Origin of the sequence: Vibrio jasicida CAIM 1864 = LMG 25398 (genome assembly GCF_000400365.1) — a bacterium.
GTDB classification, from domain to species: Bacteria; Pseudomonadota; Gammaproteobacteria; order Enterobacterales; family Vibrionaceae; genus Vibrio; species Vibrio jasicida.
The window spans coordinates 39,085-60,873 of record NZ_BAOG01000102.1 but is presented as its reverse complement, the minus strand read 5'-3'; the positions used below and the strand labels follow the sequence as shown (position 1 = coordinate 60,873).

Annotated in this window: 17 protein-coding genes; 6 read left to right on the top strand and 11 right to left on the bottom strand. The window is 44.2% G+C overall.

The genetic code is table 11. From position 1 onward, the window contains the following. Positions 1-50: 50 nt before the first annotated feature. The 3 genes from VJL_RS22755 to apbC form a co-directional block, all read right to left on the bottom strand. Positions 51-2,138, bottom strand: a complete 2,088-nt coding sequence (locus tag VJL_RS22755) for an AsmA family protein (RefSeq protein ID WP_038881626.1) — start codon at positions 2,136-2,138, stop codon at positions 51-53. A gap of 189 nt (positions 2,139-2,327) precedes the next feature. Further along, positions 2,328-2,969, bottom strand: coding sequence for a uridine kinase (gene udk, locus VJL_RS22750; protein WP_038869428.1), 642 nt, complete (start codon positions 2,967-2,969; stop codon positions 2,328-2,330). A 181-nt stretch (positions 2,970-3,150) separates the two neighbouring features. Continuing rightward, positions 3,151-4,227 (bottom strand): iron-sulfur cluster carrier protein ApbC, encoded by a 1,077-nt coding sequence (gene apbC / locus VJL_RS22745; protein WP_038881624.1) that lies wholly within the window; start codon positions 4,225-4,227, stop codon positions 3,151-3,153. A gap of 157 nt (positions 4,228-4,384) precedes the next feature. Between apbC and metG the strand changes: the two genes are divergently transcribed. Both metG and VJL_RS22735 read left to right on the top strand, forming a co-directional pair. After that, positions 4,385-6,445 carry a methionine--tRNA ligase gene (metG, locus tag VJL_RS22740; RefSeq protein ID WP_038881622.1) on the top strand — a complete coding sequence of 687 codons (2,061 nt, stop codon included), beginning with the start codon at positions 4,385-4,387 and terminating at the stop codon, positions 6,443-6,445. Between the two features lie 213 nt (positions 6,446-6,658). Then, positions 6,659-7,465: a hypothetical protein gene (locus tag VJL_RS22735; protein ID WP_038881620.1), complete on the top strand. Its 807-nt coding sequence runs from the start codon at positions 6,659-6,661 to the stop codon at positions 7,463-7,465. 71 nt (positions 7,466-7,536) lie between these two features. Here VJL_RS22735 and fadR read toward each other — a convergent pair whose 3' ends face one another. Then, positions 7,537-8,376, bottom strand: a complete 840-nt coding sequence (fadR, locus tag VJL_RS22730) for a fatty acid metabolism transcriptional regulator FadR (RefSeq protein ID WP_038869421.1) — start codon at positions 8,374-8,376, stop codon at positions 7,537-7,539. Between the two features lie 639 nt (positions 8,377-9,015). Here fadR and nhaB point away from each other — a divergent pair. Together nhaB and dsbB are read left to right on the top strand one after the other, a co-directional pair. Next, on the top strand, positions 9,016-10,602 hold the full coding sequence (gene nhaB / locus VJL_RS22725) for a Na(+)/H(+) antiporter NhaB (RefSeq protein ID WP_038881618.1): 1,587 nt from the start codon (positions 9,016-9,018) through the stop codon (positions 10,600-10,602). An 86-nt stretch (positions 10,603-10,688) separates the two neighbouring features. Continuing rightward, on the top strand, positions 10,689-11,225 hold the full coding sequence (dsbB, locus tag VJL_RS22720) for a disulfide bond formation protein DsbB (protein ID WP_038881615.1): 537 nt from the start codon (positions 10,689-10,691) through the stop codon (positions 11,223-11,225). 79 nt (positions 11,226-11,304) lie between these two features. Here dsbB and VJL_RS22715 read toward each other — a convergent pair whose 3' ends face one another. Further along, positions 11,305-11,913: an SEC-C metal-binding domain-containing protein gene (locus VJL_RS22715; protein WP_038881613.1), complete on the bottom strand. Its 609-nt coding sequence runs from the start codon at positions 11,911-11,913 to the stop codon at positions 11,305-11,307. A 187-nt stretch (positions 11,914-12,100) separates the two neighbouring features. On the opposite strand from VJL_RS22715, the gene dusC reads away from it, so the two are divergent. Beyond that, positions 12,101-13,060 (top strand): tRNA dihydrouridine(16) synthase DusC, encoded by a 960-nt coding sequence (gene dusC, locus VJL_RS22710; protein ID WP_038869415.1) that lies wholly within the window; start codon positions 12,101-12,103, stop codon positions 13,058-13,060. Positions 13,061-13,136: 76 nt separating this feature from the next. Here dusC and VJL_RS22705 read toward each other — a convergent pair whose 3' ends face one another. From VJL_RS22705 to yfbV, 6 genes are all read right to left on the bottom strand, one after another. Next, positions 13,137-14,597 carry a GGDEF domain-containing protein gene (locus VJL_RS22705; RefSeq protein ID WP_038869413.1) on the bottom strand — a complete coding sequence of 487 codons (1,461 nt, stop codon included), beginning with the start codon at positions 14,595-14,597 and terminating at the stop codon, positions 13,137-13,139. A 113-nt stretch (positions 14,598-14,710) separates the two neighbouring features. Next, the gene (malZ, locus tag VJL_RS22700) at positions 14,711-16,537 is read right to left on the bottom strand and encodes a maltodextrin glucosidase (protein ID WP_038881611.1); all 1,827 of its coding nucleotides are present in this window, start codon (positions 16,535-16,537) and stop codon (positions 14,711-14,713) included. Positions 16,538-16,676: 139 nt separating this feature from the next. Then, positions 16,677-17,471, bottom strand: coding sequence for an ABC transporter ATP-binding protein (locus tag VJL_RS22695; protein WP_038869408.1), 795 nt, complete (start codon positions 17,469-17,471; stop codon positions 16,677-16,679). Continuing rightward, a complete protein-coding gene (locus VJL_RS22690) occupies positions 17,468-18,403 on the bottom strand; it encodes an ABC transporter permease (RefSeq protein ID WP_038881609.1) in 936 nt (311 codons plus the stop codon). The genes VJL_RS22695 and VJL_RS22690 overlap by 4 nt, the downstream gene beginning before the upstream one ends. 54 nt (positions 18,404-18,457) lie before the next feature. Further along, positions 18,458-19,423, bottom strand: a complete 966-nt coding sequence (locus tag VJL_RS22685; RefSeq protein WP_038869404.1) for an ABC transporter substrate-binding protein — start codon at positions 19,421-19,423, stop codon at positions 18,458-18,460. 320 nt (positions 19,424-19,743) lie between these two features. Next, complete coding sequence (gene yfbV / locus VJL_RS22680) at positions 19,744-20,196, bottom strand: terminus macrodomain insulation protein YfbV (protein WP_038869403.1); 453 nt, start codon at positions 20,194-20,196, stop codon at positions 19,744-19,746. Positions 20,197-20,540: 344 nt separating this feature from the next. Here yfbV and VJL_RS22675 point away from each other — a divergent pair, with 344 nt between their 5' ends. Then, the gene (locus tag VJL_RS22675; protein ID WP_038869402.1) at positions 20,541-21,737 is read left to right on the top strand and encodes an acetate kinase; all 1,197 of its coding nucleotides are present in this window, start codon (positions 20,541-20,543) and stop codon (positions 21,735-21,737) included. The last annotated feature ends 52 nt before the right edge of the window (positions 21,738-21,789 follow it).

Sequence of the window (21,789 nt, the reverse complement as noted above, 5' to 3'; positions counted from 1 at the left end):
AAAGGGTTGGCGTATTGCCAACCCTTTTCTCTTTTAGATTTAGACCGCAGTTAATTGAACAAGCCTTTCAATAGGCCATCAACGGCTTCTTTGGTCTTCTCATCTTTGATCTTGTCCGTTAGCTTCTCTACACCACGATCAATTTCTTTCTGCGCTTTTTGTTTTAACACATCATCAAAGACCAGTTTGAATTTAGGCTCTGCCCATTTTCCAGATACATTGATAGGAATGGTAATGTCTTTAAGTTCATCGATGTTCTTACCACCTTGCCCTTCTAAAGAACCAACCACTGAGGTACTGATCGTAAAATCGACGGTTTCATTCAGATAGTTGGCTTTACCTTTACCGCGCACACGCAATAACGGTGATTGGGCTTTCATGTTATCCGTTGAAACGACACCTTTATTCAGTTTCAATGTTGCTGTCATAGCACTGAAGTCGGTTTTCTTCACTTCATCTGTGCCGTCTAAGCTCTGCCCTTTAAAACGTGCGTAGTTTTCACGAATCAATTGAGCAACGTTAATGCCGTTAACTGCACCATCGGTAAAGTTAATCGCGATAGTACCAACTAAGTTCTTTTTGATGCCTGTTGGAGTGAGGCTGCTGCCCTTGACATTAACGTCAATATTACCTGTTCCTTCAAGCATATCGTTGTTCGCTACATCAATAAGTAGCGGTTGAACATGAATACCTTTGATCGACTTCTTAGCCGTATAAGTCGCAGGTGATTTACGAGCATCCAACTTAGCTGTTGCAGAAATCGTACCTTGATATAGCTTAGAGGTGAACGAGTTCAGATCAAACACACCACGATTGATAGAGAAGCTTGCTTTTACGGCTTCCATCTTTGCATTCGCCGCTTTGAATTTATCGATCGTGATATCGCCTTTCACGTCTAACGTTTTCAATGCAGACAGGTCCGGTTCAACTTCTGGTCCTGCTGGTGCTTTGCTACCACCAGATGCTGGTTTATCACCCGCAGGAGCTTGAGTATTCAAGCCCAAAAATTCATCTAAGTCGATATTAGGGCTGTGCACAGCAAAGCGTACCTTAGGAATATCCCCCAGAGTGACATCCGCTTTACCATCAAGTGCAATGGCGTTCGCCGTTAGCTTCTCCAACACAAAGCTCAGGTAACTCTTAGTTAGGTCAAACGAAAGATCCGAAGCCATATCCACTTTCATTGGTGATTGCGGCAGCGTATCCCCCTCAAAAGTTGAGTTGAGCGTCAACTTGTTTAATTGCACTTTGCTAATCGCCTTATCAACGTTCAGCTCACCGCCGCCTTTCATATCGAGTTTCATGCCACCCGCTTCGCCTTTGAGCGCATAGCTTAGGTTATTGGCCTTATCGAACTCAAAAGTGTCCAGACCGATAGTTGCGGAATCAATCTTGTTTGTCGCATCCGCATAAGTCGCATCAAAGTTAATGTCTTTCAGAGCATAGTTTGCAAGACCTTTCGCCAACTTAAAGTCAGCTTTACCTTGGGCAGTAAACTTCTGCTCATTCATCTCACCTTTCACACCAAAATCTGCGGTGGTCCAGTTATCAAAAGCAAACTGGGAGAGATTTAAAGAGATATCAGAAAGCTTAATATGGCTATCTGCTTGCTTGTCTTGGATTTCAACATAACCATTTGAGATGCTGACTCCTGCAAGATTGATTGTCCAATCGGAGCCAGAACCTTGCGTTGCACTCTCCTGCTTCGGCGTAGTATTCGTTGTTTGCTCAGCTTGTTGAGTTTGCGCCTTGGTAAGAGCATCAATATTTTTGCTGCCATCTTTCAAGGTTTCTAAATAGAACTCAGCGCCATCCAGTGTGACATTGCCAATTTCTAATTGTTTGCTCAACAGAGGCGTAACTGAGACATCCACACCGACGGCGTCGACTTTGAATAAGTTTGGTTGGCTAAAACCTTGAGGATTGCGCAGCTCGGTGCGTCCCAGTTCGAAACCAATCGATGGGAAAAACTGCCAACTGATATCGCCTTCAATCACCAACTCTAAACCCGTTTGCTTCTGCGCTTGTTCCACAATAAGGGGTTTAAATTGATTCGGATTGACGAAAATAATTAATGCTAAAACAACGGCCAAAATTGCCACAACAGGTATGGCGATAATTAAGAGCAGTTTCTTCATTCGCTTTTTCCTTGCTCGTGTGTTTTTAAAATTATAATAGCTGACGCCACTTATCGCAGACAGTTCCGCAAAAGCGTGAAAAACATCCAATTTTATCTGCAACTGACTAATTTAAAAACAAAAAAAAGAAGTGGCACCTAAGGTGCCACTTCTTATCACAAAAATAAAGCGATATAGCCGTCTAAAGGCTTAAGCTTTCAGAAGTTTTGCAATGTGCGCTTTAAGAACGTCGATTGCGATACGGTTTTTACCACCACGAGGAACGATGATATCTGCGTATTGCTTTGAAGGTTCAATAAATTGCATGAACATCGGACGAACAGTTTGTTGGTATTGCTTAAGAACAGAGTCCATTGTACGACCGCGTTCTTCAACGTCACGCTTAACACGACGAAGTAGACAAATATCCAAAGGCGTATCCATAAACACAGTTGCGTGCATTAGGTTACGCAGGCGTGGGTCCGTTAGCAGCAAGATGCCTTCTAAAATGATTACCTTTTTAGGGGTCATTGGTGTGGTGTTACTTGTACGAGTGTGCTCAGTGTAGCTGTACTCAGGCACTTCTACGGCTTCGCCACGCACCAATTTTTCCAAGTGTTCACAAAGTAGGTCGTGGTCTAACGCGCTCGGGTGATCGTAGTTAGTCTTTACACGCTCTTCCATGCTTAGTTGGCTTTGGTCGTTGTAGTAGCAATCTTCCGTGATGACACCGATTTGATGATCGCCCACTTTCTCGCGAAGCTCATTGTAAATCGTGCTCGCGATCAGACTTTTTCCAGAAGCAGAAGCGCCAGCAATACCTACGATGACGCATTGATTATTATCAGACATTAGTTTGCACCCGATGATGATTTTCTAGTCACATAAAAAGATAAACTGCGTGATTATAGGGAGTTCACCCCATAGTTACTAGCTGGAATTAGAGTTTCGTTATAAGTTTCTGTCTACCTAGAGGATCAACCTCTAGGCAAACGATAAAACGAACAGTTTTCAACCAGTACTGTTTAAGAACTTAGTTTACCATTGTAAAACTGATTGCATCTGGCTTGGTCTTTCCTTGCCAATACATGATGCTACAAACACGATCGGCCAATTGCTTGTAGTAGCCAGCATGCTCACTCTCCGGACGTCTTGCGACCGTTGGAGTGCCCAAATCAATGTCTTCCCGCATTGAAATGTGCAATGGGATTTGACCCAGTAAGGCTAAGCCAAACTCTTGCGACATTTTTTCAGCTCCGCCAGTACCAAAAATGTGCTCGACCGCACCACACTGACCACAAATGTGATAACTCATGTTCTCAACTACACCGACAACTGGGACGTTCACTTTATGGAACATCGCCGCCCCTTTACGAGCATCCGCTAATGCAAGATCTTGTGGTGTCGTAACAAGCACAGTACCTGTTACTGGAATCTGCTGTGACAACGTCAATTGAATATCACCCGTACCAGGTGGCATATCAATCACCAAGTAATCAAGCTCTGGCCAATCGGTTTCCGTCAGCAACTGTGAAAGCGCTTTAGAGGCCATCGGGCCGCGCCAAATGGCCGCTTCCGACTTATCCACTAAGTAACCGATAGAATGAGTATAGATACCATGTGCGAAAATAGGCTCCATCCATTTCGCATCGCGAACTTCTGGTTTTGCGTCTTCTTGACCTAGCATCATAGGAACCGATGGGCCATAGATATCAGCATCTAACAAGCCAACTTTCGCCCCCGACTGTGCAATGGCTAAAGCAAGGTTGACAGCCGTTGTCGATTTACCCACGCCTCCCTTTGCTGAGCTAACTGCGATAATGTTTTTCACGCCTTTAACGGCATTGGTAACTTGCGTCTCAAGCGCTTTGATATTCAACTCGATTTGACAATCGAACGCTGGAACATCACCCGATGCTTGTTGCTCTTTAACCCAATGGCTCAACGCAACTTGGAGTTCGTTGCTCGCAAACGGCAAGGTAATTTGAATACCACCTTGCGCGGGGATCGCAACCATACCATTAATATCTGCCCAGTTTTCCACCAACTGCGGATGTTGAAACTGGTTAAGCCAATGACAAAAATCTTGTTTTGAAGTGAACTGATGCATGAGGCCTCCTTTATGCATCTAATCGTAGCACCCAGCGGCGAGATTCAGAACCCCAAAAAAACTAAGGCAATCCATGGTTTGATGCCTTGGCGTTAGGGAACTCATGGGGTAGTATTAGTCTCTATTTTTTATACCTATCAAAAAGCGATTATTAAGTATGGCAAACGATCCAAGAAAACTGCTGGTAACTTGTGCCCTTCCGTACGCTAATGGTTCGATTCACCTAGGTCACATGCTTGAGCACATTCAAGCTGACATCTGGGTTCGCTACCAACGCCTGCGTGGCAACACTGTAAACTTCATCTGTGCTGACGATGCTCACGGCACGCCAATCATGCTAAAAGCACAACAGATGGGTATTACGCCAGAAGAGATGATCGCTGCAGTGAGCGAAGAGCATCAAAAAGACTTCGCTGGCTTTGATATTAGCTTTGATAACTACCACAGCACACACTCAGAAGAGAACCGTGAACTGGCTTCTCACATCTACCTTGAGCTGAAGAAAAACGGTTTTATCTCTAGCCGTACTATTTCTCAGTTGTTCGATCCTGAGAAGGAAATGTTCCTACCAGATCGCTTCGTTAAAGGTACTTGCCCTAAGTGTAAGTCAGAAGACCAATATGGCGACAACTGTGATAACTGTGGTGAGACGTACAGCCCAACTGAACTGATTAACCCAAAATCAGCAGTATCTGGCGCAACTCCAGTAATGAAAGACTCTGAGCATTTCTTCTTCGACCTACCTCAGTTCGAAAGCATGCTAAAAGAGTGGACACGCTCTGGCTCACTGCAAGCTGAAACAGCAAACAAAATGCAAGAGTGGTTCGAGTCTGGTCTGCAACAGTGGGATATCTCTCGTGATGCGCCTTACTTCGGTTTCGAAATTCCTGGTGAAAAAGACAAGTTCTTCTACGTATGGCTAGATGCACCTATCGGTTACATGGGCTCATTCAAGAACCTATGTGACAAGCGTGATGACCTAGACTTCAACGAATACTGGAAGAAAGACAGCACTGCTGAGCTTTACCACTTCATCGGTAAAGACATCGTTTACTTCCATAGCCTATTCTGGCCTGCGATGCTAGAAGGTTCTGGTTTCCGTAAGCCAAACAACGTATTCGTACACGGCTACGTAACAGTAAACGGCGCTAAGATGTCTAAGTCTAAAGGCACATTCATCAAAGCGAGCACGTACCTAAACCACCTAGACCCTGAGTGCCTACGTTACTACTACGCAGCGAAACTAAATAGCCGTATCGATGACCTTGACCTTAACCTTGAAGACTTCACTCAACGTGTAAACGCTGACGTAGTAAACAAGATTGTTAACCTAGCTTCTCGTAACGCAGGTTTCATCACTAAGCGCTTTGAAGGCAAGCTATCTGCTGAATTTGCGGAACCAGAGCTTTACAACGAATTTGTTGCAGCTGCTGAGCGCATCGGTGAGCTGTACGAAACTCGTGAATTCAGCCGTGCTATCCGTGAAATCACAGCGCTAGCAGACAAAGCGAACCAGTACATCGATGAGAAAGCACCTTGGGTTCTTGCAAAAGAAGAAGGTAAAGAGAAAGAGCTTCAAGAAGTTTCTTCTGTAGGTATCAACCTATTCCGCGTACTAATGGCTTACCTGAAACCAGTGATGCCTGAGCTTGCGGCTCGCACTGAAGCTTTCCTAAACGAAGAGCTAACGTGGGAAGGCGTTGCTACTCCGCTAACTGATCACGAGATCACTAAGTTCAAAGCGTTATTTAACCGAATTGATCCTAAGAAAGTGGAAGCGATGATTGAGTCTTCTAAAGAAGATGCAGCCGCTGAAGCAGCAGCAAAAGAGAAAGCTGAAGCTGAGAAAGAAAAAGCAAGCCAAACTGAGCTAGACAAAGATCCTATCGCTGAAGAGATTGAGTTTGATGCTTTCGCAGCCGTTGATATGCGTATCGCGCGCATCATCTCGTGTGAAGAAGTGCCAAAAGCAAACAAGCTACTGAAGTTCCAACTGGACATCGGTGGTGAGACTCGCCAAGTATTCTCTGGCATCAAGTCAGCTTACAAACCTGAAGAGCTAGAAGGCAAGCTAACCGTAATGGTAGCGAACCTAAAACCTCGTAAGATGAAGTTTGGTATGTCTGAAGGTATGATCCTAGCAGCGGGCCCTGGCGGCAGCGACCTATGGATCCTTGAGCCACACGAAGGTGCTCAGCCAGGTATGCGTGTAATGTAATTCATTACGTTATCGTATTGCTTAAAAATCCCTGCCAATTCGGCGGGGATTTTTTTTTGACCAAATTCACACTTTTGGTGAGAGTACGCACCAAATTTGTACGCCTGATTTTAATCAAAACTCATAACACCCTGTTTTTATTGACTTTAATTATTGGCATTAAAACTGCTCCTACTTACTTGCTAGGTCAAAAGCACTAACAAGGAGTTGGTTATGTTTGTTTTGATTTCAACTTTCATTTCAATTGCCATTCTGGCGGGGATTTATCACTTGGCTGCGAAGCGCGAGAAGCAACATGCTCGTAAATACCAGCTACTCAGTTTATTGCGTGATGTTGTCTACCTATTACGGCGTCATCGAGCAATGACTCACCACTCTCTCCAATATCATCAAAACCACGAAAATGAGATAGAACACGTCCATCGTGAGTTGAGCAATAAGTTACACCTATTACTTGATACGTCACACTTCGAGAACAAACCCATGTATCGCGTGCTGCAAATCAAAATCGATAAACTGATGGAGCAATGGGATGATAACTCTGTAGCACGCAATCAGATGGAACATGGCCGGTTAATTCGTCACTGTTTGTTCCTGATGGATGAAGTGACCATTGCGTGGTTGGCTATCGCTCAAAGAGATGAACTTAATGACGAATATCACATGAATTGGCAAACTGTCATCGACAGCTTAGAAACATTAACTCAGTTACGGATTAGTATCCAAGATATGGAAGATCGCGGCGGTCCTGAACGAATGCGCAATTATGCGTCAGTAATGATAAGAAGGCTTAATCAGCTTGCGGTTATCAGCCCTTTGAGCCTTGCCTCTCCTACATCAGTAAGTTCCATACAGGTACTCAACGAATACATTGATGGGGATATCAACACGCTTAAAGTAGAGAAGTTGTATGATATTACTTCGGATTTATCTTTGACCATATTTAACACTTACGACCACATTCTGTCAGATATTATTGAAGTCCTGTATCAACCGCTACCAAAGTTATCTTTAGCCTAGTAGTTAAAATAAAAAACCGCAGTCGAGTGACTGCGGTTTCTTTATTCTTGAAAACGTCGTTAAGTTGAAGCTTAGCTGTCGTCTTCAGTGAAGTTGGTTGGAAGTTGCAGCTTCATCTCATTCCAGATCTGTGCACTTTCCATACCGTAATGACGAATCAAAATCGGTAGCTGATCACGCTGACCTGTTTCACAGGTTTCAAACAACTGACGGTAGAATCTCAATGCCAGATCACGTGATGCTGGGTTCGAGAAGTAGTAGCTGCCTACACGATCATAAAGCTTTCTCAAACCGTTAAAAATCAAGCCGTAAATTTGGTTGCCAGAATGGAATGCAAGGCGTTGAAACAGCATGTAGTCATAGAAGTTGAACGTCTTAGCAATCAGAATCTCTTGGCGTTTTGCTTCATCTTTTTCGTTGTCTTCTTTGACACTTTGCAGGATTTTGTCTGCATATGGAGATGCGGCAATAAAGTCATCCCAAGAAGGTGCGCTAACAAGTGCTTCACAAGATTCAATTACGTTCTGGATTGTACGCTCAGACGCCTCTTTGTTTGCTTTAAACGCATAGCGCATAAAAATTGGACTGATATTCGTACGTGCCGCAAGCAAATCTTCAACGATGTTTGTCGCGTTATCAACGTCTAACGTCATTAGCGTGTCCAAGATATGCAGACCAGAAGTCTCCATGAATTGGTTCACTTTGGTTGGTTTACCATGCTGGATAGTCAACCATCCATCACGAGCAAGACGTTGCAATACTTCACGTAGTGTAGTTCGAGTAACCCCGATCAGTTCAGATAGTTCACGTTCAGCGGGTAAAATTGAGCCAGGAGGAAAACGGCCGTTCCAAATGCTCTCGATTATGTATTTTTCTGCGAAACCCGCAGGGCTCTTAGCCTTAATGACCATTCTGTTTTTATCCAATATTGATTTCTAAGGGTCGATACCACTCATCATACCACTACTTAACGATTAGCGAAAATTAACGATCAATAAATGAAACGATTTCTCAATATAGAGTTAATACTCTACATATATCTTCAATTTAAAATACCAACCACTTGGAACCAAAGGCGCAAAAGTCATATTCTGTATAAAATACAGCAGTCATAAAGTCATATAAAATAAAGCCTACCTCGTCACATTTTTCTGCTCAAAATATGCAAAATAAATTTGTGTTTTACGATTAATATTCTTTCTTAATTGATCTTTTCTCGTAATTGACTTCGTTTTAAATTCCAAGGTGATTTTTTTTAAGCTTTTCGTGGTATAGTAACGCCGTTTTGATCGCGTTATTACAAATAAAAAGCAGTTTTAGTCGGAAGCATCACGTTTTGTTATTGACTATAAAATGCCGAGGTGTAGAGTTGCGGTCGAAAGTGAGCGGTGCTTAAGTTCAGGGGAAGTAACTTGGCAAGACTACAGTAAGACAATGGATTGTTGTTTTTCTAAGTTATTGTTTTAAAAGACTAAATAATAAGTCTAACAAACAGATACTTAAGCACTATTGTAGTGTCTATTCATAATTTTGTTATAAAGAGAATTATCATGCCGATGTCGCTCGGAAATGCCTTTATCAAGAACTTCCTTGGTAAAGCGCCTGATTGGTACAAAGTTGCCATTATAGCCTTCCTAATTATTAACCCGATTGTTTTCTTCTTAATTGACCCATTTGTTGCAGGTTGGTTGCTAGTAGCGGAATTTATTTTCACATTAGCAATGGCGCTGAAGTGTTACCCACTTCAACCCGGAGGCCTCCTCGCAATAGAAGCGGTTGCTATCGGTATGACTAGCCCTGCCCAGGTGAAGCATGAGCTAGTTGCCAATATCGAAGTACTTCTACTATTGGTATTCATGGTTGCGGGTATCTACTTCATGAAACAGCTTCTGCTGTTCATTTTTACGAAGATCCTGCTTGGTATCCGTTCTAAAACGTTACTTTCGCTCGCATTCTGTTTCGCTGCCGCGTTTTTGTCAGCATTCTTGGATGCGCTGACCGTAATCGCAGTTGTTATCAGCGTTGCCGTTGGTTTCTACTCGATTTACCACAAAGTGGCTTCAGGAAACCCAATTGGCGACCACGATCATACTCAAGATGACACCATCACTGAGCTAACTCGTGACGACCTAGAAAACTACCGTGCTTTCTTACGTTCACTGCTTATGCATGCTGGTGTAGGTACCGCACTAGGTGGCGTAACGACGATGGTTGGCGAACCACAAAACTTAATCATTGCTGACCAAGCTGGTTGGTTCTTTGGTGAGTTCTTGATTCGCATGGCACCGGTAACACTTCCAGTCTTCTTCTGCGGTTTGATCACTTGTGCAGTTGTAGAGAAGCTGAAAATTTGTGGTTACGGTGCACAACTGCCTGATAACGTTCGTCAAATCCTTGTTGATTTCGACCGAGAAGAACGCAAAACACGTACAAATCAAGACGTCGCTAAACTTTGGATTCAAGGTCTTATTGCCGTGTGGTTAATTGCAGCACTTGCACTACACTTGGCAGCAGTTGGTCTGATTGGCCTTTCGGTAATTATCCTCGCGACTTCGTTCACGGGTGTGATTGAAGAACACTCAATGGGTAAAGCGTTTGAAGAGGCTCTGCCATTCACGGCACTACTAGCGGTATTCTTCGCGATTGTAGCCGTTATCATTGACCAAGAGTTGTTTAAACCTGTTATCGACGCGGTTCTCGCCGTTGAAGACAAAGGTACGCAACTTGCGTTGTTCTATGTCGCAAACGGTCTATTGTCGATGGTATCGGATAACGTATTCGTAGGGACAGTCTACATCAATGAAGTGAAAGCGGCATTGATCGACGGTCAAATCACACGTGAACAATTCGACCTACTTGCAGTAGCAATCAACACAGGTACTAACCTACCTTCTGTTGCGACTCCAAACGGTCAAGCAGCCTTCCTATTCTTGCTAACATCTGCACTGGCACCATTGATTCGTCTATCATACGGCCGCATGGTTGTCATGGCATTGCCATACACTATCGTACTTGCTCTTGTAGGTTTGATGGGCATCATGTTCTTCCTAGAACCTGCAACCGCATTCTTCTACGATGCTGGTTGGATTGTGCCTAGTAGTGGTGATCTAGCACCCGTTGTGTCAGGTGGACACTAAAAATATGAGTTGATTAGGAAACTTATCCACGTTAAAAAGCTCTGAGTAATCAGAGCTTTTTTATATTTCAGACAGGATTGAAACCCGTGACTATTTTCGCATCACTAAACCAGTTTTCGAAGGGACGCTTATCTTGGCTTCTACTTCTTCTTGCTATTGTCTTCTTTGAAGCCTGTGCCCTATTTTTCCAGCACGTTATGATGCTAGCCCCTTGTGTTATGTGTATTTATGAACGCGTAGCCATGCTAGGTATTGGGGCAGCTGCAATGCTCGGCCTTATTGCACCAAACAACCCAATCACGCGTTGGATTGCGCTTGCAGCTTGGGGAGCAAGTGCATATAAGGGTTTAATGCTGGCAATGCAGCATGTCGATTACCAATTTAATCCATCGCCGTTTGCTACATGCGATCTCTTTGTTACGTTCCCAAGCTGGGCGCCATTAAATCAATGGGCACCATGGATGTTTGAAGCGTATGGTGATTGTGCAAAAATCGTATGGCAATTCTTTGGATTATCGATGCCACAATGGCTCGTGGTTATTTTTGCCGGTAACTTGATCGCTTTTGCTTTCGTTCTTATTGCTCAATTTGTAAGCCCAAAAAGAAAGAACCCGATCCAATAACACGGTTCAATAACCAGGCGATAGTTATGAAAAAGCCGACCTCAGGTCGGCTTTTTCACGTCAAGTCAGCGAGTGAAATCTACTTCCCACAGCACTGCTTAAATTTCTTACCACTCTCACATGGGCATGCATCATTACGGCCTACACCTTTGAATGGATTTAAGCTCTTCGACTTTTTACCGACCATCAGCTCATCAGCGCCTAATGCGACTTCATTGATCATCAAGTCAAGCTGGTCCACAAAATCAGAAAGCGCAGGCGGTGTTGCGATGCCAGCATCACGCATTTGTTGCTGTGTTTGCTCTTCATCAATCGCCAACATCATTGTCGTCAATAATGCTTGCAGCATGCGCTCTAAGCCATCATTAAGCGCAACGTCATGCCATTGTTCCTCAATGGTTGTCCATACAGACATAAAGCCTTCTGCAAAGTCTGCTAGCTGCTCTGTATTGCTATCTGTTAACTCTAGAATCGAGTATTCATTACGCAGGATATAGTTGTGCTGCTTGTGAATCTGTTCTTCTACTACTGGTTGAATCGCTTTAAAACCCTCACCTAATAGCGGCTCTAGCCAAGTTTCTGGAGCTAAAGGTTTCGTCGTTAAGTTGGCTGCGAGTACCGCGCCTTCAATAAAAAGTGAAGACTCATCTAGCTGGACTTCACCTTTTTCTATCAATGTATATTGCATGACATCTGGTTTCCCATGAATTTGGCGGCATTATACCTCAGAGCTTATACCCAAGTAACCTCGAGATGCTTGGGTATATAGAATGCTAGTTGATGTCACTCCAAGCGGATGACTCTTTTAATGACAAACTTCACTCACATCGCTACAATCGCCCTCCTTTTTCTCACCAAACTGTATTAGGCAAACTATGCGAGTTGTATTAGGCCCGATGGAAGGGGTTTTGGACCATTTGATGCGTCAAATCCTGACTGAAATAAACGACTATGATCTTTGTGTGACAGAGTTTGTTCGTGTGATCGATCAGCTTCTTCCAGATCATGTTTTCCATCGCTTATGCCCTGAACTTCTGCAAGGCTCTCAAACTGCATCTGGTGTACCTGTCCATGTCCAACTACTCGGACAAGAACCAAACTGGATGGCTGAAAACGCAATAAAAGCGGCGGAGCTTGGCGCGCGCGGTATTGATTTGAACTTTGGCTGCCCAGCAAAGTTGGTGAACAAGAGTAAAGGTGGTGCAGCCTTGTTACAGCACCCTGAACTCATCCACAATGTGGTTAAAGCATGTCGCGATGCCGTGCCTAATGATATTCCAGTGACCGCAAAGATTCGTCTTGGCTGGGAGAACCCTGAAGACTGTTTTGAGATTGTAGACGCAATTCAAACAGCTGGAGCAAATGAGCTCACTGTTCATGCTCGTACCAAAGAAGGCGGATACAAAGCTTCTGAAATTAAGTGGGAATACATTACGAAGATTCGTGAGCGTTTCGATATCCCATTAATCGCTAACGGCGAAATCTGGAATTATGAAGATGGCCAACGTTGCATCGCGACCACAGGCGTTGATTCTTTGATGGTATGCCGAGGTGCATTCAACATTCCTAACCTTGGAAACATGGTTAAACACAACCACCAGCCTATGCCTTGGTCAGAAGTGGTTGATCTATTGATTTACTACTCGCAGTTTGAAATGAAAGGCGACAAAGGCTTGTACTACCCGAACCGCGTAAAACAATGGTTCTCTTATCTGCGACAAGCGTATCCAGAAGCGAAAGAACTGTTCCGAGAAATCCGTACGTTTAACAAAGCCGCCCCTATTGTCGAGTACATTCAACGCTATCGAGATGAATTGCACGCGCGCGTCGCTTAACCTATCGACATTAAAAAAGGGCGATGAATTCGCCCTTTTTTATGTCTAATTTCCAACAATAAATTGCTTAAGTCGCTTAATAACAGATTTTGTTCTTACCTGTACTTTTCGCTTCATAAAGCTTTTCATCAGCAAGCTTAAACAGCTCATCAAAACCTTCCAATTGAGCCGCAGACTTAAATTCAACCCCACCCGAAACCGTAAAGCCTCCGTCGACGATTTTAATTGAGTGTTTGGCAATCGCTTTTCTTACACGCTCTAAAATTCTTAGCATGCTGTCAAAGTCTTCGTCATAGATAGCCAAGACAAACTCTTCTCCACCAAAGCGTGACGCAACATCGGAATGTCGAATGTTATCTCGAATGCATTTGGCGACTAAGCGAATCGCATCATCACCTACATCATGACCATAAGTATCGTTAATCGCCTTAAAATCATCAATATCAAACACTGCTAAAGCAACGTGCTTTTTGGTCATTTTGTTTCGCCACACCGCTTGAATACCGCGGCGGTTTAATAGTCCTGTCATGGGGTCTTTAGCGGCCAATTCCTTGAAGTAACGGCGCTCTGTTTGTGTATTCACTAGGAACAACGCCACTGTACTCAAAACGTAAATAAAGAAAGCCACAGCCACACTGTATTTCTCAAACGCAATCAGGTTTTTAAATTCATCCCAAAGCTTGTATTCATAAAAAATACTGTGGTTAGCACTTAAACGGTCGTGCTCCACAGGTTGAATTCGCATTGCGTTTTGAGGTATCGGCGTGACGTTAGAAATAATATGCAGCTTACCCGCGAGATTCTCATTGGTCTTGAGTAGTGCATCGACATCAAAATCAATGGATAGAACCCCTTGATGAACAGCCTTCTCATAAATCGGCACTGTTAAGCTGATAACTTGACCATCACGACGTGCCAGCATCGGCGCAGGGCCAGACATGGTGACTTTTACGGTTTCTTGAGCTGTCTTTTGCCAAAATGGTCGCGCTTTTAGCGTATTCCATAGCTCTTGGGAAAAGTTCTCTGCATAGGTGTCTGGTGATGAGATAACGTAGCCACGCTGGTCGATATAGTGGATACCTATAATGTGCGATTCAATATCATGCAGGAACGACAAAGACGGCGCAAAACCCGCTTTCTTTTCTGCCAAATTAAACAGAGCAGAACCTTGCTCACATAATTCTTTTTGACCAACAATCATGTAATCCAGTTCGACCGCAGGTAAACCTCCCGAATGTTTATTTTCTAAGAGCAATACATCGATGGGCCATACGTAACACATGCCATTTCTTATCATATGGTTGTGTTCTTGAAACAAAGGATGGGCTGGATTTGAGTAATTAACAAAGCTGTAGTCTAAAGCAGTAAGTACTTTAATCGCTCGGTTCAGCGCGCGATCAATCTGCGCGTATTCCAACGTAATGTAGCGATTCATTGCATCGTAATAGTTCTTCGCAGTCACGATCATGACTGCGATAAACAAAAATAGCGGGAAGAAGATGACAAACTTGAGGCTAAATCGCCTTTTATTACCCATTAAACACCATTGTTTCAGTTATTATTTGCCCTTCGACAGCGTAAGTTACCAAAGGGCTATTTATAGTTTTTCATTTATGTATTCATAAATTTTAATAAATCTGAGCTAACGTGTCACTCCAACTGCCATAATTTGCTGTTCATTGCTGGGATATTGACAGAAAAATGACGTTGCGCATCGATAACTTCACCATTGTCTAATAATTGATGCAAGTGCTTTGCATTTAAGCCAAGTTGCCATAAAGGTAAATTAACAATTTTGTCGTATTCGCTTAAGTTAAATGCCACAACTATTGTTTCTTCTTTCCACTGTCTGGCATACACCATTGTGCTTTCATCACAGTGCAACCATTGTATACTCCCTGACTGTAATGACCTGTATTTATTACGAATTCCAATCAATGCCTGATAGAAAGGAAACCACTGAGAACCATCTAATTCCTCCCAAGGGAAGCAACGTCTATTGTCCGGATCTAAACTCCCTTCTAACCCCACTTCGCTACCATAGTAAAGGCATGGAGTACCGACATAAGTCATTAACAATAACAATGCCACTCGCATTTTTTCTTCATCGCTATTCAAAAGCGTCAGAAAACGGGCAGTATCATGGCTATCTAACTGATTAAGTTGAGAGAGTTGGTTTGCAAATGGGATTTTAGCCCGAGCTTCATCTATCCACTCTTTAAACTCCATGACATCAATATCAATTGGGTCATACATGATGTCTTGTTTGGCAATCAAAGCGCGAACTGGATGAGCAAAGCCGTAATAATTCATCGCGCCATCTTCTTGTCCCCCCTGAAGCCATTGTGTCGCTTCAAAGAAATGCTCCCCTAACACATAGGCATCGGGATTGACCTCTTTTGTGGCCTTGCGAAAAGCTTCCACATAGTGTGCGTTGTTCTTTGCGCCATCGCCCTCACCTAACATATGAATCACATCGAAGCGCCAACCGTCGACAGCATAAGGCGGTTTAAGCCAATATTTGATGACCGACTCTTCACCTTGGTAGATATGGTCACGAACTTGTTCATTCTCAAAGTTCAGAACCGGTAGATTGCCAATACCTTTCCATCCAATGTAATTGTTGGTTTGTCCCTCGAAGAAGTAGTAATCACGAAAGTCAGAATTTGGATTCCCATAAGCCCCTTGGCCTTCTTGTTTAAGATCAAACCAAGGGTGATGAACTGATGTGTGGTTAAACACCGCATCCAAAACAATCTTCATCTGCTTACCACGAATTTGCTCACACAACTGCGCAAACTGCTCATTCGAGCCAAACATTGGATCAATCTTGAAGTAGTCTGTGGTGTCGTATTTATGGTTGCTTGGCGCTGTGAAAACTGGGTTGAAGTAAAGTGCTGTTACACCAAGTTCGGCCAAGTAATCCAGTTTTTTCTCTACGCCTTTTAAGTCGCCACCAAAGAACTCGCGCGCACCCGTATTTTTATGAGAACCAACAGGGTCTCCCCATGACTTAACGAGTGCGTCTGGGTCATAGGCAGCATAATCATCTTGGGTGACTTGCTCAGAACGACTTGAGGCAAAACGGTCCGGGAAAATTTGGTAAAAGACCTGCTCTTGTACCCAACTTGGCGGTTGAGATTGAGTGTTGAGTTTGAAGTGAAACTCTTTGGGCGGCATATGTTTATGTACACCTCTGCCATCGAGCCAAAACTGCTGCTTGCCTTTGAGCAGTTTGAAGACGTAGTGAGTCACATCACGGTCTTTATTTGACGCAAACTGAGCTTTCCAGAGAGTAAGCTCACCAGCTTCTCCGCTGCGTGACATGCTAATCAGGTATTCTTCATTATCCGGTTCACAACGAACGTGCACGCTATCAAAATCAGTGTTCTCGGTTTTCAGGATGACGGTTAGCAAATCGCCATCAAAAGTGAGGCCATCATCAGTTTGGCTATGGAAGATAAATGGAAGGGTCATGGCAAGTGCTCTTAGTATTGGAATATTCCACTATTTTAATTAAGAGTATTTACCGAAAAATCCTCCTTTTAAAACGACCATTTAGGTTATTTCTCAAGGAGGATCACGTTTGGTAGGCGTAGTTCTGTGTTTGCTTAGATTAGTTCAACAATAAACTGTCGTCCGCTAACTCCTCTCCTCGCACCTTTGAGAACATCTCTAGGAGATCCGGAACTTGCATATTGGCACGTTGCTCACCTGCGACATCAAGAACAATCTCACCTTGGTGCAGCATGACCGTTCTGTCACCACAAGCCAGCGCGTCTTTCATTGAGTGCGTCACCATCATCACTGTGAGGTTGAACTCGCTGACGATACGCTTGGTTAGATCGATAACAAAAGCCGCCATGCGCGGATCTAACGCAGCAGTATGCTCATCTAACAACAACAGCTTACTGTCTGATAGTGTTGCCATGACCAAACTCACGGCTTGACGTTGGCCGCCTGACAACAGACCAATACTGTCTCCTAGCCGGTCCTCTAAACCCAAGCCAAGAATACTGATTCTCTCCTGGAAAAGTTTACGTCGTTTGGAAGAAATCGCCATTCCCCAACCACGACGCTTACCGCGCATGTACGCTAGAGCCATATTCTCCTCGATGGATAAGTCCCCACAAGTCCCTGCTAAAGGATCCTGGAAAACTCTCGCACACTGCGTAGCACGTTGGTCCACACTCTTTCGTGTTACGTCTTGCCCGTTGATAATGACTTGCCCACCAATCATCGGTGTTTCACCAGTCACCGCACCAAGCAGAGTCGACTTTCCCGCACCGTTAGACCCAATCACAGTGAGGAACTGGTGCTCAGGCACATCCAGAGATACGCCTTTTAACGCTCGGTTTTCCAAAATCGTTCCGGGGTTAAAGGTTACCTGAATATTACTTAACTCAATCATAGCGCCTCCCCTGAACCATTTTTAGATGCCGTTTGTTTGGCGTCATTAACGCGTTGTTTGGCTTTCATTTTTTGTTTTAGCTTTGGTGCAATTAGAGCTACAGCTACAAGCACCGCCGTAACGAGATTCAGGTCGGAAGCCTGTAAGCCAAACATGCCAGAGCTCAGAGCAAACGCGACAGCAAGTCGGTATAAAACCGAGCCAATAATGACCGCACATACCGCCACCCATATTTTGCGACCTGGAATGAGTGTCTGGCCAAGAATCACTGCCGCAAGACCAACCACTATCGTACCGACACCAGAGGTCACATCAGCAAAGCTATTGGTCTGAGCAAACAAGGCCCCAGCAAAGCCAACAAAACCGTTAGATAGCGCCAAGCCAAAGTAGGTGTAAAACCCTGTACTGGCTCCTTGCGCTGCAACCATACGCGCATTGACGCCTGTAGCCCTTAAACCAAGGCCAAAATCACTGTTCAGTAAACGCACCACAAACCAAGCAGAGAACAAGACCAGTACACCGACAACTAACGGCCGGATGTACATAGAGTCCCCTATAGCTTCAAACGGGGTAAGAATGGTGTCTTCACCTAGAAGGGCCATATTGGGCTTGCCCATGATGCGAATATTGATAGAGAACGCCGCAATCATGGTAAGGATGGAAGCTAATAGGTGAAGAATGCCACATCGAACCGCTAGAAAAGCCGTTACCCACCCTGTCATCCCACCAGCAATAACAGCCATTCCGGTGGCAATCCAAGGATTGATGCCCGCTACAATCGCAGTTGCAGCCACGGCAGCACCCATTGGAAAGCTGCCATCAACACTTAAGTCGGGAAAGTCGAGAACACGAAAAGTTAGGTAAACGCCTAATGCAACCAAGCCATAAATCAAGCCGATCTCAAGCGCACCAAAAAAAGCAAATGCAGACATAACTGCTCCCTCTGCATAAATCAGGTCAGCATTTTACCGACCTGATAAGGACTCTTATTGCATGCTAGTTGCACGTTTCACTACAGCGCTAGGTAACTGTATACCGAGTTTGGTCGCAGCACCTTCATTCACCACTAAGTCAGAGCCTGTCGCAACTTTGACATCTAACTCACCCGGTTCTTTACCTTCTAATATCGCAGCAACATAATCCGCGGTTTGCACACCGACCTGATAGTAGTCAAACCCGAGGCTGGCAATGGCACCTTTTTCAACGTAAGACGTTGCACCACCAAACACTGGCTTCTTCGCCTGATTTGCCGCAACAATCATCCCTTCTATCGCACTTGCGACTGTGTTGTCTGTTGGCGCATAAAGCACATCCGACTTAGCGGCAATGGCTTGCGTCGCCGATTGAACATCCGCACTCTTCAATGCTGTCGCTTCCACGACTTCTAATCCATTTGCTGCTGCACTTTCTTTTAGCAGTTGTACCAGCGTCACCGCGTTTGCTTCTCCTGGATTGTAAACCACACCAATGGTTTTAGCGGCTGGGAGTATTTCTTGAATCAAAGCAACATGCTGTGCCACAGGTGATAAGTCAGAAAGGCCAGTGACGTTTTTCCCCGGCTGATGCATGGATTTCACAAGCTTTGCGCCCACCGGATCCGTTACCGCAGTAAATACCACAGGAATTGAACGTGTCGCTGAAACCAGAGCTTGAGCAGAGGGCGTTGCAATACCCACTAAAACGTCTGGATTCTCACCGACGTATTGGCGAGCGATCTGTACGGCAATCGCGGGGTTACCTTGGGCAGTTTTATAATCAAACTCGAGGTTTTTTCCCTCTTCGTAACCTTTGGCTTTTAGACCGTCTAATAAGCCTTGTCGGGTAGCATCTAACGCTGGATGCTCAACGATTTGGGACACCGCTACGGTTGCGGTGTTGGCAAACACGCTGGCGGAAGAAAAAGTCGCCGTAGCAGCTAAAATGGCGGTGGCTAGTAAACGTTTCGTTCTCATCATTACTCCTTGATGTCTCTTCATCCTTGTACCACGAGCGTTCGTAAAAATTATGATGCCAGCATGGTTATTCAGAAGATGGGATGTCGTGTTTTCTGTGCACTTTTTGTGCATCTCGTTTTCATTATTAACGCTAACTCTCGGTAAATAAAAGTAAGATTTAACAACAAAGTAACATTTGTGATCGCGACGCCGCTATTAAAGATAGTTTTGACAGCACAGAAAACGGTGGGATGGAGAAATGTAGAACAGACAGAAATGGAGTGACAAAGGCTCACTCCATTTTCATAACATTGACTTGAGGGTTGTTGTTGTCGAGATTAGAACCAGCGCTCCAGCGCAGTTTTATCTAACTGACGGAAAGCTCTGTTCAAGATAATCGCCAATTCTTTGTATCTTGGTTTTGCTTTTGCTGGCTCAAGTGCAAAGCCAGTCTCAGTGATCTTTTGATGCAGTTCTCGGTACCAAGACGCAAGTGCTGGAGGCAATTTGGTATTAGAACGACTGCCTAACCACCACATCCCTTGTAAAGGCATGCTGATGGCAAATAATGCGACGACAATGGCTTGCGGTAACGCATTGTAATTGTTAAAAGCCATTTGAGTGAGAACACTGATCGCCGCTACTGCCGGCATCACTTTAATGCCGAAACGCGTTGCTTTGATAATGCGTTGTTCGGGAAAAATGGCGGTCAGCTCTTTACGAACCGGCCAGATCTCCATGTAGTTTTGGCCATCTTTCAGGCTATGGAACAATCCGACTTTATTACTCATACCACTCTCTCACTAAAAAATAGTTGAACATTTCAACTGAAGGCGCAAAAAATTGATGAAAGTTAATATTCTTTCAAAATTTTTTTGTTATCATTGCCTATTATCGCTATCCTTTGCAGACCCTCAATCTCATTGTTGCCGTTATTTACAATTTAAGCAACTTGAGATTCCTATCTGCACGGATCGCATCATAGTGATGGATGGGTTCATCACTATTCTTTTATACGGAATTAGAACGATTTTTGACCAAGATTAGTACGCACCCTCGATGGTATCGTCTATTCTTGTGATTAATTTTTCATCCTTTAACTGATTTTGATCAGACGAATAACAGGTAGTCACACATGTCTAAGCTAGTTTTAGTTTTAAACTGCGGTAGTTCTTCTCTTAAATTTGCTGTTGTTGATGCAGAAACAGGTGCAGAGCACCTATCAGGTCTTGCTGAATGTCTTCACCTTCCTGAAGCACGTATCAAGTGGAAACTTGATGGTAAACACGAAGCTCAACTAGGCAACGGTGCAGCACACGAAGAAGCGCTAGCGTTCATGGTTGAAACTATTCTTGCTTCTAAGCCAGAGCTTAAAGCTAACCTAGGCGCTATCGGTCACCGTATCGTTCACGGTGGCGAACAGTTCACTCAATCTGCACTGATCACTGACGAAGTACTTAAGGGTATTCAAGACGCTGCGACTTTCGCACCGCTTCACAACCCAGCGCACATCATCGGTATCGAAGCTGCTAAGCACAACTTCCCAGAGCTTCAAAACGTTGCTGTATTTGACACTGCGTTCCACCAAACTATGCCTGAAGAGTCTTTCCTATACGCTCTTCCTTACAAACTATACAAAGAACACGGTATCCGTCGTTACGGCATGCACGGTACTTCACACCTATTCATCACTCGTGAAGTTGCAGGTCTACTAAACAAGCCAGTTGAAGAAGTTAACATCATCAACTGTCACCTAGGTAACGGTGCATCTGTCTGTGCGATCAAGAACGGTCAATCTGTAGATACTTCTATGGGTCTTACTCCTCTTGAAGGTCTAGTAATGGGTACTCGTTGTGGTGACATCGACCCAGCTATCGTATTCCACCTACACGACGCTCTAGGTTACTCTGTTGAAGAAATCAACAACATGCTAACTAAAGAGTCTGGCCTACAAGGTCTAACTGAAGTGACTTCTGACTGTCGTTTCGTTGAAGACAACTACGGTGAGAAAGAAGAAGCAACTCGTGCAATGGACGTGTTCTGTCACCGTCTAGCTAAATACGTAGCAGGTTACACGGCTTCTATGGAAGGTCGTCTAGACGCAATCACTTTCACTGGTGGTATCGGCGAGAACTCTGGCCCTATCCGTGAAATGGTTCTAAACCGTCTAGGTATCTTCGGTATCGAAGTTGATGGTGAAGCTAACCTTAAAGCTCGTTTCGGCGGCGAAGGTACTATCACTACAGCAAACAGCCGTATCCCAGCAATGGTTATCTCTACTAACGAAGAGCTAGTAATTGCTGAAGACACTGCACGCCTAGCAGGTCTTTAATAGAATGAAATGGCTAGCCCTCGGCTAGCCAGTTTTTCTTCCAAACGAATTT